This window comes from Lysobacter brunescens, from assembly GCF_042677005.1.
GTDB classification, from domain to species: Bacteria; Pseudomonadota; Gammaproteobacteria; order Xanthomonadales; family Xanthomonadaceae; genus Lysobacter_I; species Lysobacter_I brunescens.
Genome location: NZ_JBHTIF010000001.1, coordinates 500,342 through 516,800 on the forward strand (window position 1 = coordinate 500,342; position 16,459 = coordinate 516,800).

Genomic DNA, 16,459 nt, shown 5'->3' on the forward strand with positions numbered 1-16,459 from the left:
TTGCCGGCCCCGGCGCTGCGTGCTTCACTGGGCCATGGCGGTCTATGTCGACAACGCGGTCTTCCCGTGGCGCGGCCGGCGCTGGGCGCACCTGATGGCCGACGATCTGGACGAACTGCATGCCTTCGCCGCACGGCTGGGCATGCCTCGTCACGCGTTCCAGGACAAGCGCAGCGTGGCGCATTACGACATCGACGAGGCCACGCGCATGCGGGCGCTCGAACTGGGCGCGATCGCGGTGTCGCGCATCGGGGACCGGGCGCGGATGCGTGCGATCATCGCCAACGCCCGCCGGCAGTGGAGCGGGCATGCGGCATCAGCGCCTGCGGTCAACGCAACCGCAGGCGCCGATGCCGCCTCCGACTGACATTCCCGCTGCGCGCACTTGGAGACATCGCGATGCCCACGTTCGATCTGACCCCGCCCACCGATGCCCAGCGCGCCTTGCTGGCGGCGAACCTGTCGCCCGAAGAGCGCCGCGTGCTGCTTTCGCACGGCACCGAAGCGCCCTTCTGCGGCGTGTTCCTCGACAACAAGCGCGATGGCGCCTACGTCTGCCGCTTCTGCGGCCTGCCGCTGTTCCGGTCCTCGGCCAAGTTCGATTCCGGCACCGGCTGGCCGAGCTTCTTCGCGCCTTATGCGGCCGAGCATGTGCGCAATCTGCGCGACGACAGCCACGGCATGGTGCGGATCGAGATCGTCTGCGCGCGCTGCGAGTCGCACCTGGGCCACGTCTTCCCCGACGGCCCGAAGCCGACCGGGCTGCGCTACTGCCTGAACTCGGTGGCGCTGGGCTTCGTCGGCGACGGGGAGGCCCTGCCCGACCCGTTGGGACGCGGCGAACGGCTCGGCGGCCCCGGCTGAGGATGGGACCGTGGCCGGTGCACAGCCGGCCCGGACGGGGCGATAATGCCGCCCCTCGCAATCCATTCCGCAACGATCAGGCCGCCCTCCGATGACCGACACCCTGCCCGACCGCCTGTGCAACGACCCGCGCAGCCCGTACTACGACGCCGACCTGCTGGAACGCGGCATCGGCATCCGCTTCAACGGCGTGGAACGCACCAACGTCGAGGAATACTGCGTCAGCGAAGGCTGGGTGCGGGTGATCGCCGGCAAGGCGCTGGACCGCCGCGGCCAGCCGATGACCATGAAGGTCAAGGGGACAGTCGAGCCGTTCTTCCGCAGCGACGACTGACCGCGTCCGCCCTCCGGCGGACCACTGCGACGCCGCTGCCTCCGGGCAGCGGCGTCGTCGTTTTCGAGAACGAGGCCTTGCGGACGGGACCTGGCCGGCTCAGTGGACGCCGGCGGCCTCGTCCTCCGGCAGCAGCGCGCGCGCCATGTCGGCGATGGTGGGTGCCTCGAAGAAGGTCTTCAGCGGGAGGCTGAAGCCGAAGGTGTCCTGCACCGCAGCCAGCAGCCGCATCGCCATCAGCGAATGGCCGCCGAGGTCGAAGAAGCGGTCGTGCACGCCGATGCGCTCGATGCCCAGCAGTTCGCTCCAGAGGCCGGCGAGTACTTCCTCCATCGGCGTTTCGGGAGCGACATACTCGCTGCCGCCGCCCAGCGCTGCCGCCTCCGGCAGCGGCAACGCCGAACGGTCCAGCTTGCCGTTGCGCGTCGACGGCCATGCCGTCATCGCCACGTACGCCGTCGGCACCATGTACTCCGGCAGCTGCGACTGCAGCGCCGCGCGCAGCGCGTTTGCATCCACCTCGACACCTTCCACGGCTTCGATGTACGCCACCAGACGCGGCAGGCCGTCCGCGCCCGGCACCGCCTGCACCACCGCTTCCTTCACCCCCGGCTGCGACGACAGCCGCGACTCGATCTCGCCCAGCTCGATCCGGTAACCCCGGATCTTCACCTGGAAGTCGTTGCGGCCCAGGTACTCGATCAGACCATCCGGCCGCCAACGCCCCAGGTCGCCGGTGCGGTACAGCCGCTCGCCGGCCACGAACGGGCTGTCCACGAAGCGCTCCGCCGTCAGCTCGGGACGGTGCAGGTAGCCTCGCGCCACGCCTGCGCCGCCGATGTACAACTCGCCGATCACGCCCACCGGCACCGGCTGGCGGTGCGCGTCGAGGATGTACACCTGCTCGTTCGCCAGCGGACGGCCGATCGGCAGCCGCTCGCCCGCCGCCAGTTCCGGCGTGCAGTGCTGCACGATGCTCAGCGCCGTCGTCTCCGTCGGGCCGTAGGCGTTGAAGAACTTCCTGCCTGTGTGCCATTTGCGATACACCGCCGACGGCACCGCTTCGCCGCCGCAGCTCAGCAGCCGCATCGTCTCCAGACGTGCCGTCTCCGGCAGCGACGACAGCAGCGTCGGCGTCAGGAAGCAGTGCGTCAGCCGCTGCTTCGCCACGAACGCCTCCAGCCCCTCGCCCAGCAGCGAGTCCTCCGGTCCGGCCAGGTGCAGCGAGCCGCCGAAGCCGTAGGCCATCACCCACTCCAGCACGAACGCGTCGAAGCTGAACGAGGCGAACTGCAGCACACGCGTCGTCTCGTCCAGGCCGAACGGTTCACGCAGCGCGTGCATCAGCGCGCTCGGACCGCCGTGACGCGAGGCCACGCCCTTGGGCTTGCCGGTCGAGCCCGAGGTGTAGATCACGTAGGCCAGCGAGTCGACGTGCACGCCGGTCTGCTCGACCGGCAGGTCGGTCGAAGCCGCCGACGACCATGCATCGCAGTCCGCGTCCACCGCGACCAGGCGCGAGGCCACACCCACCGACGCCAGCGCCGCTTCGACATCCGCGCGGCTCGCCGCATCGGTCAGCACCAGCACCGGCGCGGCGTCGGCCAGCATCTCGGCCACGCGTTCCTGCGGATAGTTCGGATCCACCGGCACGTAGGCGCCGCCGGACTTCATCACCGCCAGCACCGCTTCGATCGCGAACTCCGAACGCTGCATGCACACCGCAACCAGCGACTCGGTGCGCACGCCTTCGTCGCGCAGCCAGTGCGCGAGGCGGTTGGCACGCGCGTTCAACTCGGCATAGGTCAGTTCCACGTCGCCGCAGGTCAGCGCCTGCGCCTGCGGATGGGAGGCCGCGTGCGCCTCGAAGCAGGCGTGCACCGGGCGCCACGAACCGAAATCATGTGCGGTGGCGTTGAAGGTCTCGGTCACCTCGCGCAGTTCCGCATCGCCCAGCAGCGGCAGACGGTCCACCGGCTGCGTCGTGTCGCCGGCCAGCCCTTCGAGCAGGCGCACGAAGGCGCCGGCGAAGCGCGACACCGTCGCGGCGTCGAACAGCGATGTCGCGTACTCGATCGAACCGCTCACCGCACCGTCGCTGCGCTCGGCAAGACTCAGGGTCAGGTCGTATTTCGCCGTCATCCCGACCGGATCGAGCATCGTCGCCGCAACACCCGGCAACGCCAGTTCGCCGCCCTCGTTGTTCTGCCAGGCGAACACGCTCTGGAACAGCGGCGAGTACGACAGGCTGCGCGCAGGATTCACCTGCTCCACCACCTGCTCGAACGGCAGGTCCTGGTGGTCCTGCGCCGACAGCACGGCGACGCGCACGCGTTCGAGCAGCGTCTGGACATCAGGCGCGTCGTCGAGCGGCACCCGGATGGCGAGCATGTTCACGAAGAAGCCGATCAGGCCTTCGATCTCGCTGCGTCCGCGATTGGCGACCGGGGTGCCGACGACCACGTCGTCCTGACCCGACAGCCGCGACATCAGCAGCGTCCACGCCGCCATCAGCGGCATGTACAGGGTCATGCTGCGCGTACCGGCCATGGCCTTCAAGCGCGCCACCAGCGCCGGCTCGATGCGCAGCGGCAGGCTGGCGCCGCGGAAGTCCTGCTCGGCAGGACGCGGGCGGTCGGCCGGCAGTTCCAGCAGCGCCGGCGCGCCGCGCAGCGCATCGCGCCAGTACGCGCCTTCCTGCGCCAGGCGCTCGCCGCTCAGGCGCTCGCGCTGCCACGCGGCGTAGTCGGCGTACTGCACCGGCAGCGGCGGCAGCGGATCGTCTTCCCCGCGCAGCCGCGCCGCGTACAGCGCATGCAGCTCCCGCGTCAGCACACCGATCGACCAGCCGTCGGAGACGATGTGATGCATCGTCAGCAGCAGCACATGCCGGGTGGCCTCGAGACGCAGCAGGCGCCCCCGGAACAGCGGGCCATGTTCGAGATCGAACGGTGCCTCGACCTCGACCCTGATGGCCGCATCCCGCGCCGCATCGATGGCATCGGCCGCCAGGCCCGACAGGTCCTCCAGCGGCAGGGCGAACGGTGCGGGGGGATCGATCCGCTGGCAGGGCGCGCCATCGACGGCCTCGAACCGCGTGCGCAGCGCCTCGTGACGGGCAACGATGCAGTCCAGCGCACAGCGCAGGGCGTCATGGTCGAGGGCGCCGCGCAGCTCGGTGACGAGCGGGACGTGATAGGCGTCGATCGCTCCCGACATGCGCGACAGGAACCACAGCCGCTGCTGCGCGAACGAGGCCGGCAGGCTGCGACCGCCGCGCGGCAGGAGCGGGATGCCCTGTCGCCTGCGCCGCAGCGCGCGCAGTTGCTCGGGGGTGAGACGTTCGAGCTGTTCGCGGGCTGGCGTCATGTCGCGATCGTCGTCGCCGGTTCCGCCCAGACCCAGCGAGGCGGCCAATGACCCGATCATCCGTTCGATGGTGGGTGTGGCAAACAACGCATTCTGTGGCAATTCCAGGCCGAGCCGGTCGCGGATGCGGGCCACGAGGCGGACGCCGAGCAGCGAATGCCCGCCGAAGGCGAAGAAGTCGTCGCGCAGGCCGATCGCCGGCACGCCCAGCACTTCGCACCAGATCGCGGCCAGTTCGATTTCGAGCGGCGTTTCGGGGGCGACATACTCGCTGCCGCCGCCCAGCGACGCCGCCTCCGGCAGCGGCAGCGCCGAACGGTCCAGCTTGCCGTTGCGCGTCGACGGCCACGCCGTCATCGCCACGTACGCCGTCGGCACCATGTACTCCGGCAGCTGCGACTGCAGCGCCGCGCGCAGCGCGTTTGCATCCACCTCGACACCTTCCACGGCTTCGATGTACGCCACCAGACGCGGCAGGCCGTCCGCGCCCGGCACCGCCTGCACCACCGCTTCCTTCACCCCCGGCTGCGACGACAACCGCGACTCGATCTCGCCCAGCTCGATCCGGTAACCGCGGATCTTCACCTGGAAGTCGTTGCGGCCCAGGTACTCGATCAGACCATCCGGCCGCCAGCGCCCCAGGTCGCCGGTGCGGTACAGCCGCTCGCCGGCCACGAACGGGCTGTCCACGAAGCGCTCCGCCGTCAGCTCGGGACGGTGCAGGTAGCCTCGCGCCACGCCTGCGCCGCCGATGTACAACTCGCCCGTCACGCCCACCGGCACCGGCTGGCGGTGCGCGTCGAGGATGTACACCCGCTCGTTCGCCAGCGGACGGCCGATCGGCAGCCGCTCGCCCGCCGCCAGTTCCGGCGTGCAGTGCTGCACGATGCTCAGCGCCGTCGTCTCCGTCGGGCCGTAGGCGTTGAAGAACTTCCTGCCTGTGTGCCATTTGCGATACACCGCCGACGGCACCGCTTCGCCGCCGCAGCTCAGCAGCCGCATCGTCTCCAGACGTGCCGTCTCCGGCAGCGACGACAGCAGCGTGGGGGTCAGGAAGCAGTGCGTCAGCCGCTGCTTCACCACGAACGCCTCCAGCCCCTCGCCCAGCAGCGAGTCCTCCGGTCCGGCCAGGTGCAGCGAGCCGCCGAAGCCGTAGGCCATCACCCACTCCAGCACGAACGCGTCGAAGCTGAACGAGGCGAACTGCAGCACACGCGTGGTCTCGTCCAGGCCGAACGGCTCGCGCAGCGCGTGCATCAGCGCGCTCGGACCGCCGTGACGCGAGGCCACGCCCTTGGGCTTGCCGGTCGAGCCCGAGGTGTAGATCACGTAGGCCAGCGAGTCGACGTGCACGCCGGTCTGCTCGACCGGCAGGTCGGTCGACGCGGCGTCCGACCACTGCGCGCGGTCGGCATCCACCGCGACCAGGCGCGAGGCCACACCCACCGACGCCAGCGCCGCTTCGACATCCGCGCGGCTCGCCGCATCGGTCAGCACCAGCACCGGCGCGGCGTCGGCCAACATCTCGGCCACGCGTTCCTGCGGATAGTTCGGATCCACAGGCACGTAGGCGCCACCGGACTTCATCACCGCCAGCACCGCTTCGATCGCGAACTCCGAACGCTGCATGCACACCGCAACCAGCGACTCGGCGACCGCGCCCTGCGCCCGCAGCCAGTGCGCAAGGCGGTTGGCACGCGCGTTCAACTCGGCATAGGTCAGTTCCACGTCGCCGCAGGTCAGCGCCTGCGCCTGCGGATGCGAAGCCGCGTGCGCCTCGAAGCAGGCGTGCACCGGGCGCCACGAACCGAAATCATGCGCTGTGGCGTTGAAGGTCTCGGTCACCTCGCGCAGCTGCGCATCGCCCAGCAGCGGCAGGCGGTCCACCGGCTGCGTCGTGTCGGCGATGAAGGCGTGCAGCACGCGCTCGAAGCAGTCGAAACAGCGACGCACGGTCGCGACATCGAACAGCGCGGTCGCGAATTCGACCAGGCCGGCGATGGCGCCGTCCTCGCGTTCGCCGAGGCTCAGGGTGAGGTCGAACTTCGACACAGCGTGCGGCTGCTTGATGTGCGAGGCCTCGATCCCGGGCAAGCGCAGGTCGCCGGATTCGTTGTTCTGCCAGGCGAACACGGTCTGGAACAGCGGCGAATACGACAGGCTGCGCACCGGGTTCACCTGCTCCACCACCTGCTCGAAAGGCAGGTCCTGATGGTCCTGCGCGGACAGCACCGCCGATTTCACGCGATCGAGCAAGGTCGCCACAGACGATGCGCCTTCCACGCCGATGCGGATCGCCAGCGTGTTGACGAAGAAGCCGATCAGGCCCTGGATCTCGCTGCGCGTGCGGTTGGCCACGGGCGTGCCGACGACCAGATCGTCCTGCCCCGACAGACGCGACAGCGTCGCGACCCACGCCGCCAGCACGATCATGTACAGCGTGCTGCGCTCGCGCAGGGCGAAGGCCTTGAGCGATGCGGACAGCGCCGGATCGAGGCAGACCTCGACCCAGTCGCCGCGATGGTCCTGCACAGCGGGGCGCGGACGGTCGGTCGGCAGTTCCAGCAGCGCCGGCGCGCCCTGCAGGGCCTCGCGCCAGAACGTCGCTTCCCGGGCCAGCCGCTCGCCGGAGAGGCGCTCGCGCTGCCACGCGGCGTAGTCGGCGTACTGCACCGGCAGCGGCGGCAGCGGGTCGCTTTCGCCGCGCAGGCGCGCGGCGTACAGCGCTTCCAGCTCCGTCGCGAACACGCCCAGCGACCAGCCATCGGACACGATGTGGTGCATCGTCAGCAGCAGCACGTGGCGTGTCGCCGCCATCCGCACGAGGACGCCGCGCAGCAGGGGGCCGCGTCCGAGGTCGAACGGCGTCGTCATGTCCTCGTTCTGCAGATCCTGCAGCGCGGCCTGCGCTGCGTCGGGATCGAGCGCGGACAGGTCGCGCCAGGCCAGCGGGCACGCAGGCGGCAGGTCGAAGCGCTGCATCGGCATGCCATCGACCGCTTCGAAACGCGTGCGCAGCGCTTCGTGGCGTTCGACGATGCGGTCCAGCGCCCATTGCAGGGCGTCGCGATCCAGCACGCCGCGCAGTTCGGTGGCCTGCGCGAGCAGGTAGGCATCGAGCCCGTTCGAATGACCGGAGAGGAACCACAATCGCTGCTGCGCGAACGAGGCCGGCACGTCGCGGCCGTCGCGCGCACGCGGCGCGATGGTGTTCGTCCTGCGTCGCATCGCCTTGAACTGTTCGGGCGTCATCCTGCTGATCGCGTCGCGCGTCTGCGTCCTGGCGCTTTCGCTGTCGTCGTGCAGGCGCGCCTCGACCAGCGCCAGCAGGGTCTCGATGGTCGGCGCGGAAAACAGCGCGGTATGGGGCATTTCGACCGAGAACGCGCTGCGCGCGCGCGCGATCAGGCGCGCGCCGAGCAGCGAATGGCCGCCGAGCGCGAAGAAGTCATCGTGCAGACCCACTTCCGGCACGCGCAGCACGTCGCGCCAGATCGCGGCCATGGCCTGCGCCTGCGGCGTCTCGGGCAGCGCACGATCGGCTGCGGAGACCGCTTCCAGCACCGGCGCGGGCAGCGCTCCGCGATCGAGCTTGCCGTTCGGGGTGAGCGGCCATTGCGCCAACGCGACGAACGCCGACGGCACCATGTGCGCGGGCAGCACGCGCGCCAGCGCGGCACGCACGACGCCGGCATCGAAGGCGTCCTGATCCGCAGCGGCATGGACCAGGCAGTACGCGACCAGACTGCGCACGCCCTGCGCGTCCTCGCGCGCCACGACCACCGCTTCGCGGACGCCCGGACAGGTGGCGAGATGCGTCTCGATCTCGCCCGGTTCCACGCGGAAGCCGCGGATCTTCACCTGGAAGTCGTTGCGCCCCAGGTATTCGATGGTGCCGTCGTCGCGCCAGCGCGCGAGATCGCCGGTGCGGTACATGCGCGGCGTGCGGCCGTCGGGCGCCGTGTCGTCGCCGGCAGCGAAAGGATCATCGAGGAAACGCTCCGCGCTGAGATCGTCGCGACCGAGATAGCCGCGCGCCACGCCCGCGCCGCCGATGTACAGCTCGCCGATCGCACCGGCAGGCAGCAGCCGGCGCTGCGCATCGAGGATGTACAGCCGGGTGTTGCCGACCGGTCCGCCGATGTGGGTGGCGAAACCGTCCTGCGGCCGCATCGACACCCAGGTCGAGTAGGTCGTGGTTTCCGACGGGCCGTAGAGATTGCACAGCCGGTGCAGGTGCTCCAGCGCCAGCAGGCGCTCGCCGAGTTCGCGGCGCAGCGCCTCGCCGGCGAGGTTGATGGTGCGCACGCTCGGCGGGATCGCGCCGGCGGCGGCCAGTTCGGCGATCGCCGATGGCACGGTGTTGATCAGGGTGACGGGCGGCGCGGCATCGAGCAGCGACAGTGCGTTCTCGACCACCGTCGCGCGCCCGCCGGCCGACAGCGGCACGAAGCACTCGAAGATCGACAGATCGAAGTTGATGGAGGTCGCGAACAGCACGTTGGCCAGTTCGTCGCCATCGAACGAACGCAAGGCCCAGTCGATGAAGTTCGACGCCTGGCGATGTTCGATCGCCACGCCCTTGGGCTTGCCGGTCGAACCCGATGTGTAGATCAGGTACGCCAGGTGCGCGGGCGACAGGCCGATGTCGTCGCGCGCCGGCGCGGTCGACGGCAGCGCGGCGAGCACGGCGGCATCGGCCACGGGGTCGATGCAGGGCGGCAGCGGCGCGACATGCGACTCGGCGATGCGGCGCAGCACGTCGATGCCGGTGCCGGTGGCGAGCACGGCGACGGGTGCGGCATCGTCGAGGATGCCGGCCAGGCGCTCAGGCGGATACGCCGGATCCAGCGGCACGTAGGCGCCGCCGGCCTTGAGCACCGCCAGCATCGCGACCACCAGATCGATGCCGCGCGGCATCGCGATACCCACGCGCGCATCGGGCGCGATGCCGAGCGCACGCAGCCGATGCGCCAGCCGATTGGCGCGCGCGTCGAGATCGGCATAGGTCAGCGTCGCGTCGCCATGCGCGAGCGCGACGGCGTCGGGCGTGCGTCGCGCCTGCGCCTCGAAGCCGTCCTGCAGCAAGCCGGGCGTCCATGCGGCCTGCGTCCTGTTCCAGTCGCGCAGCTGGCGCGTGCGTTCGGCATCGTCGAGCATCGGCAGGTCGGCCAGTGCGACCTCCGGCGTGGCGACCATGCCGCGCAGCAGGCGCTCGAAGTAGCCGATGAAGCGGCGCACCGTCGCCGCATCGAACAGCGCCGTGGCGTATTCGATCTCGCCTTCGACCGCGCCGTCCGTGGTTTCGCCGAGGCTGAGCATGAAGTCGTACTTCGACACGGTGTGCGGCTGGAGCAGCGGCACGGCGTGCACGCCCTGCAGGCGCAGACCATCGGAAACCTTGCCCTGCCAGGAGAAGGCGGTCTGGAACAGCGGGGCATGCGAAACGCTGCGCGGTGGGTTGACCTGCTCGACCACGCGCTCGAACGGCGCGTCCTGGTGGTCCTGCGCGGCAAGGATGGCGTGGCGCATGCGCGCTGCGAGCGTGCGCGCATCGCCCTCGACCTGCACGCGGATCGCGAGCATGTTGACGAAGAAGCCGACGATGTCCTGCAGTTCCTGGCGATCGCGCCCGGCGACCGGCGCGCCGACGACGATGTCGGTCTGTCCGCTCAGGCGCGACAGCAGGGCGGCCCATGCCGACATCATCAGCATGTACAGGGTGACGCCTTCACGCTGCGCGAACGCCTTCAGGTCAGAGGCAAGCGCCGGATCGAGGCGCAGGGGCATCCAGTCGCCGCGGAAATCCTGGCGAGGTGGACGTGGACGGTCGGCGGGCAGCTCAAGCAGCACCGGCGCACCGCGCAGGGTCTCGCGCCAGTAGGCCAGCGAGGCGTCCATGCGCGCGTCGTCGATGCGCGACTGCTGCCAGACGGCATAGTCGGCGTACTGCAGCGCAGGCGGCGGCAGCGGATCGTCCTCGCCGCGCAGGCGCGCGGCATACAGCGCATCGAGTTCGCGCAGGAACACGGCCATCGACCAGCCATCGAACACGATGTGGTGCACGGTCAGCAGCAGCACGTGACGCGTCTCCGCCATGCGTACCAGGCGCGCGCGCAGCAACGGCGCACGGCCGAGGTCGAAGCCCTGCGCGGCTTCGTCGTGCTGCAGCTTCGCCAGCGCCGCGCGCGCCGCATCGCCGGTCAGTGCGGACAGATCGTCCTCGGCCATGGCGAAGCACGTCGCGTCCTCGATGCACTGCATCGGCATGCCGTCGACCGCTTCGAACCGCGTGCGGAGGCTCTCGTGGCGCGCGACCAGCCGACCCAGTGCCCAGGCCAGCGCGTCGCGGTCGAGCGGGCCGTGCAACTCGGTCGCGCGCGAGATCGGATAGGCATCCGAAGGCCCCTGCGCCATGAACCACAGCCGCTGCTGCGCGAACGACGCCGGCAGCGCACGGCCATCGCGTGGCTGGCGCGGAATCTCGTCCGACTTGCGTCGCATCGCTCGAAGCTGGTCGGGCGTCATCCGGCTCAGCATGTCTTTCGTGAACATCTATTGCTCCCTTCGATCCGATTGCCGCCGGCGCGCGCGTACGCGGCCGGCGATGTCGCACATTGCGATGACGCGACGCGCCCGACGCATCGGGCGGGCACGACTACTCCACGAGGTCTTCCTGCTCGATCCGTGAGAACACCACGTCGAGCAGGCGTTCGATCGTCGGTCCCTCGAACAGGTCGCGCAGGCTCACGTCGACGCCCAGGGCATCCTGCGTGGCCATCGCCAGTCGCGTGGCGAGCAGCGAATGTCCACCGAGCGCGAAGAAGTTGTCGTGGACGCCGACCTGCGCCACGCCGAGCAGTTGCGACCAGATGCGGGCCATCTCTTCTTCGATCGGGGTGCGCGGCGCGACGTAGGCGGCGCGTCCGCCGAAGTCGCCCGCATCCGGCGCCGGCAATGCGCGTCGGTCCAGCTTGCCGTTGGCGTTCAGCGGCCAGCCGTCCACCTGCACGTAGGCCGAGGGCAGCATGTATTCGGGCAGCTGGCGCTGCAGCCCCTGGCGCAGCGCGTCCGGCAGGTCCGGCGCGCCGTCACCCTCGACGCGGTAATACGCGACCAGCCGCGCGGCGCGATCGCCGGCGTCCTGTCGCGCCAGTACCACGGCATCGCGCACGCCCGGCAGTGCGGCCAGTCGCGATTCGATCTCGCCCAGTTCGATGCGGTAACCGCGCACCTTCACCTGGAAATCGTTGCGGCCGACGTATTCGAGACTGCCGTCCGTGCGCATCCTCGCCAGGTCGCCCGAGCGATAGATACGTTCGCCCGGGCGGAAGGGATCGGCGACGAAGCGTTCGGCGGTCAGCGCATCGCGGTCGAGATAACCGCGCGCGACGCCGCCGCCACCGATGTGGATCTCGCCGACCACGCCGAACGGACACAGCTGTCCCTGCGGATCGAGCACGTAGAGGCTGACGTCGTCGTAGCGCACGCCGATCGGGCTCGGGCCTTCGTGGTCGGTGTCGGCCACGGTCATCTCGCGCCAGGTCGAAATGACCGTGGTTTCGGTGATGCCGTACACCTGGACCAGCCGCGTCGCCGCGTTGCGCGGATCGGCGAACCACGGCTTGAGCATCTTCGCGTCCAGCGCCTCGCCGCCGAAGATCAGCGTGCGCAGCGCATGCCGGTCGTCGCTGCGTGCCTGCGCTTCGATGAGCGCGCGCAGCGCGCCGGGCGTCTGGTCGATCAGAGTCACGCGCTCGCGGCACAACAGGTCGTGGAACGCATCCGCCGAACGCGCCACGTCGCGCGGCACCACCACGAGACGGCCGCCGTGGCGCAGCGCGCCCCAGATCTCCCAGACCGAGAAATCGAAGGCGAACGAGTGGAACAGCGCGACCACGTCGTCGGCACGGAAACCGGACCACGAGGCCGTAGTCGCGAACAGGCGATCGATCTGCCGGTGCTCGACCATCACGCCTTTCGGCTCGCCGGTGGAACCGGAGGTGTAGATCACGTAGGCCAGATGATCCGGGCGCAGGCCGACGGCCGCGGGATCCGGATTCGTCTCCGGCATCGCGGCCCATAGACCGGCATCGTCATCGATGTCGACGATGCGCGGCCGCCCGTCGGCCACGACATCCGCAAGCGCTTCGGCCAGCAGCGGTCGCGCGGCGGCATCGGCCAGGACCAGCGTCGGCCGCGCATCGGCCAGCACGTAGGCGAGGCGGTCCGCCGGATACGACAGATCCAGCGGCACGTAGCCGCCGCCGGACTTGAGCACGGCCACCACCGATTCGACCACGCCGATGCCGCGCTCCATGCAGATCGCGACGCGGCTTTCCGGCGCGACGCCCTGCGCGCGCAGCCAGTGCGCGAGACGATTGGCGCGGGCATTGAGCGCGCCGTATCGCAATGCGTCGTCGCCGCAGCTCACCGCGATCGCATCCGGGGCATGCGCGGCCTGCGCCTCGAAGCGGGCATGGATCGGCGTGCTGCGGTCGTATTCGCGCACGTCCGCGCCGAACGCGAGGAGGCGCGCGCGCGCATCGGGATCGCAGGCCTCGAAGGCGGCCAGCGGCCGGTGCGGATCGGCGATGCACGCGGCCAGCAGGTGCCGGTAGGTCCGTGCGATGCCTTCGATCGTGCCGTGGTCGTACAGGTCGGCCGCATAGCTCCACAGCATCGTCACCCCGTCGGGATCGTGGCGCGCGCGCGGGATCATGATCACGTCGAAGTCGAACTTCGAGGTGTCGTTGCTGTACACCTCGTGGATGTCGAGCGTGAACTCCGGCCACGCCAGGCGCGGTCCCGTCGAATTGTGCGAGCTGAAGGCCACCTGGAACAGCGGATTGCGGCCGGCGTCGCGCTCGGGCTGCACTTCGCGCACCACCCACTCGAACGGTGCTTCCTGGTGGTCATAGGCTTCGGCGAGATCCGCCATCACGCGGTCGAGCAGGGTCCGGTAGCTCGGATCGCCGGACAGGTTGCAGCGGACCGGCACCATGTTCACGAACATGCCGACCAGGCCTTCGGCACGGCGCGCGACGCGATTGGCGACGGCCGACCCGATCACGAAATCGTCGCAGCCGGCGTAGCGCGAGATCGTCAGCTGGAACACCGCCTGCATCGCGGCGTACAGGGTCACGCCCTCGCGACGGCAGAACGCGCGCAGTTCGCAGACCAGCGCCTTCGGCAATTCGACGCGCACCTGGCCACCGCGATAACTGGGGACTGCAGGCCGGGGCCGGTCAGTGATCATCGGCAGCTGCAGCGCGGCACCCGCGAGCTTGTCCTTCCAGTAGCGCGCCTGGCGGCGGAAACGCGCGGCCGCTGCCTCGCTGCGCTGCCAGTTCGCGTAATCACCGAACTGCGCGACCATCGGCGGCAGGTCCGGCGCTTCGCCACGGCCCATCGCGTCGTAGATCGCCAGCAGTTCGCGCAGGATCAGGTTCATGCTCCAGCCGTCGTGCACGTAGTGCTGCTCGACCTGGATCAGCAGGTGTTCGTCCGCGGAGAGGCGCACGAGCGTGAATTTCGCCAGCGGCAGCTGCGCGAGATCGAACCTGCGGAACACCTGCGACTCGATCAGCGCCGCGATCCCGGTTTCGTCCAGCCCGCCCTCCGGCTCGCGGTACTCGAACATGCCCGGTGCCGAGGCATGCACCTGCTGGTAGGGTTCGCCGTCCGCGCCGGCGTGGAAGGTCGTGCGCAGGATCTCGTGGCGCTCGGCCAGCACCGCGATCGCGCGGCCGAACCGATCGGCGTCGAATCGACCGCGGATGCGGATCACGTTCTGCGCGTTGTACGCCGTCGAGGTCGACGTCAGCTGTTCGAGCAGCCACAGACCGTACTGCTGGTAGGAGAGCGGAGCGCGTCCAGCCGACATCGGCTCGATCCTCGCCTTGTCGAAGCCACCCTCATCTGCGGCGCCCATCGCGTCGTCGCCGGCGCGAGCCTGCGCGATCGCGCCGGCCATCTCCGCCAGCGTCATCGGCCGGAACAGCGCATGGATCGGCAGCGATACGCCGAAACGCTGGCGGATCCGCGACGAGAGCTGGATCAGCCGCAGCGAGTCGCCGCCGAGCAGCAGGAAGCAGTCGTCGCGGCCCACCTGCTCGCGCCGCAGCAGTTCGCACCAGAGCGCCGCCAGGCCGGTCTCCACCTCGCCCTCCGGCGCACGATACGCCTCCGACGGATAGTCCTCCGCCGACGGCGCGCGCAGCGCCGCACGGTCCAGCTTGCCGTTCACCGTCTGCGGCCATGCCTCCACGCGCACGTAGGCCGACGGCACCATGAAACCGGGCAGCCGCGTCGACAGCGCTTCGCGCAGTGCCGACGGCACCGTCGCCTCGGCATCGCCGCGCACGTATGCGACCAGCTGTTTGTCGCCCGCTTCGTCGCGCGCCAGCACCACCGCATCGCGCACGCCCGGCAGACTCGACAGTACCGACTCGATCTCGCCCAGCTCGATGCGGAAGCCGCGCACCTTCACCTGGAAGTCGTTGCGGCCCTGGTACTCGATGGTCCCGTCCGCCAGCACGCGGCCGAGGTCGCCGGTGCGATACCAGCGCTCGCCGTCGATCGCGACGAAGCGTTCGGCAGTCAGTTCCGGACGCGCCAGGTAGCCGCGCGCCAGGCCGTCGCCGGCGATCAGCAGTTCGCCGCTCTCGCCGTCGGCGACCGGACGCAGCGCCTCGTCGAAGACGCCGATCCGCACGCCCGGCAGCGCCACGCCGATCCGCGGTGCATCGCCCGCGTCGTTGATCACCATCGCCGTCGCGTACACCGTCGCCTCGGTCGGACCGTAGGCATTGAAGAACCGCTGCGTCGTGCTCGATGCCATCGACCGCCACATCGCGGCCGGAATCGCTTCGCCCGCCACCACCACGGTCAATCCATGCAGCGAGTCGCGGCGCTGCAGGCCCGCGTCCAGCAGCCCGCCCAGCTGCGACGGCGTGCAGTCGAACAGATCGACGCGCTCGGCCTCCAGCAGCGACAGCATCGCCTCGGGGTCCTGTTTCGCCGCCTGCGGCACCATCACCACGCAGTCGCCGCTGAGCAGGCGGCTCCAGCCCTGCACCGACACGTCGAACGACAGCGAGGCGTTCATCGCCGCGCGCAGCGGTCGCGCCGCATCGCCGCCCTGCGGATGCAGCACGGCATCGAGCGAACGCCACAGGTGCATTACGGCCGCATGTTCGACTTCCACGCCTTTCGGCCGGCCGGTCGAGCCGGAGGTGTAGATCACGTAGGCACGACGCGAGGACACCGTCGCTTCGTCCGTGTCGTCGAGGTTCTCCGCAGGTTCGCCGGCCCAGTCCGCAGCGTCCTCCAGCGACACGCATGCCGGTGCGTCCTGCAGGCCCGACAGTGCCGCAGCCATCGCCGTGCGTCCCGCCGCATCGGTCAGCACCACCGCAAGCGCGGCGTCCTCGACCATCGCGCGCAGGCGTTCGGCCGGATACTCCGGATCCATCGGCACGTAGGCGCCGCCGGCCTTCAGCGCCGCCAGCAGGCCTTCGAGCATGCCCACGCCGCGCGCCATGCACAGGCCCACGTTGCGCTCCGGCGCCACGCCCAGCGCGCGGAGCCGCCGCGCCAGCCGGTTCGCCTGCGCATTCAATGTCGCGTAATCGCGGCGATCCTCGCCGCACACCGCCGCCGCACGCGACGGCTCGCGCGCCGCCCAGGCTTCCACCCGCCGGTGGAGGGCGACGACCTGCGAATTCTCCATCCGGGATGCTCCGGTCCCGACGGCATCATGCCGTGTTGGATCCATGGTCCTGCTCCGTGTGGTTGATCTGCGTTCCACGAACTCCGCGCGCCGGGCGCATGCGCCGGCGTGGTTGCGCTTCCGCGTGGTGGCCGCCGGGCCGCACTGCGACGGCCCGG

At 70.2% G+C, this 16,459-nt stretch carries 5 protein-coding genes; 3 read left to right on the forward strand and 2 right to left on the reverse strand.

Annotated features, from left to right (window positions below; genetic code table 11):
- Window positions 1-34: 34 nt before the first annotated feature.
- From ACFQ0E_RS02200 to ACFQ0E_RS02210, 3 genes are all read left to right on the forward strand, one after another.
- The gene (locus ACFQ0E_RS02200) at window positions 35-367 is read left to right on the forward strand and encodes a DUF4031 domain-containing protein (protein WP_386824001.1); all 333 of its coding nucleotides are present in this window, start codon (window positions 35-37) and stop codon (window positions 365-367) included.
- Between the two features lie 32 nt (window positions 368-399).
- Window positions 400-864 (forward strand): peptide-methionine (R)-S-oxide reductase MsrB, encoded by a 465-nt coding sequence (gene msrB, locus ACFQ0E_RS02205; RefSeq protein WP_386822065.1) that lies wholly within the window; start codon window positions 400-402, stop codon window positions 862-864.
- Between the two features lie 91 nt (window positions 865-955).
- The gene (locus ACFQ0E_RS02210) at window positions 956-1,198 is read left to right on the forward strand and encodes a DUF3297 family protein (RefSeq protein WP_386822066.1); all 243 of its coding nucleotides are present in this window, start codon (window positions 956-958) and stop codon (window positions 1,196-1,198) included.
- Window positions 1,199-1,297: 99 nt separating this feature from the next.
- On the opposite strand, the gene ACFQ0E_RS02215 is transcribed toward ACFQ0E_RS02210, so the two are convergent.
- Both ACFQ0E_RS02215 and ACFQ0E_RS02220 read right to left on the reverse strand, forming a co-directional pair.
- Window positions 1,298-11,122 (reverse strand): non-ribosomal peptide synthetase, encoded by a 9,825-nt coding sequence (locus ACFQ0E_RS02215; RefSeq protein ID WP_386822067.1) that lies wholly within the window; start codon window positions 11,120-11,122, stop codon window positions 1,298-1,300.
- A 103-nt stretch (window positions 11,123-11,225) separates the two neighbouring features.
- Window positions 11,226-16,301 carry an amino acid adenylation domain-containing protein gene (locus tag ACFQ0E_RS02220; RefSeq protein WP_386822068.1) on the reverse strand — a complete coding sequence of 1,692 codons (5,076 nt, stop codon included), beginning with the start codon at window positions 16,299-16,301 and terminating at the stop codon, window positions 11,226-11,228.
- Window positions 16,302-16,459: the final 158 nt, after the last annotated feature.

Coding starts and splice junctions, on each gene's coding strand:
- ACFQ0E_RS02200 (WP_386824001.1), top strand. CDS start 35: ATGGCGGTCTATGTCGACAACGCGGTCTTCCCGTGGCGCGGCCGGCGC.
- msrB (WP_386822065.1), top strand. CDS start 400: ATGCCCACGTTCGATCTGACCCCGCCCACCGATGCCCAGCGCGCCTTG.
- ACFQ0E_RS02210 (WP_386822066.1), top strand. CDS start 956: ATGACCGACACCCTGCCCGACCGCCTGTGCAACGACCCGCGCAGCCCG.
- ACFQ0E_RS02215 (WP_386822067.1), bottom strand. CDS start 11,122: ATGTTCACGAAAGACATGCTGAGCCGGATGACGCCCGACCAGCTTCGA.
- ACFQ0E_RS02220 (WP_386822068.1), bottom strand. CDS start 16,301: ATGGAGAATTCGCAGGTCGTCGCCCTCCACCGGCGGGTGGAAGCCTGG.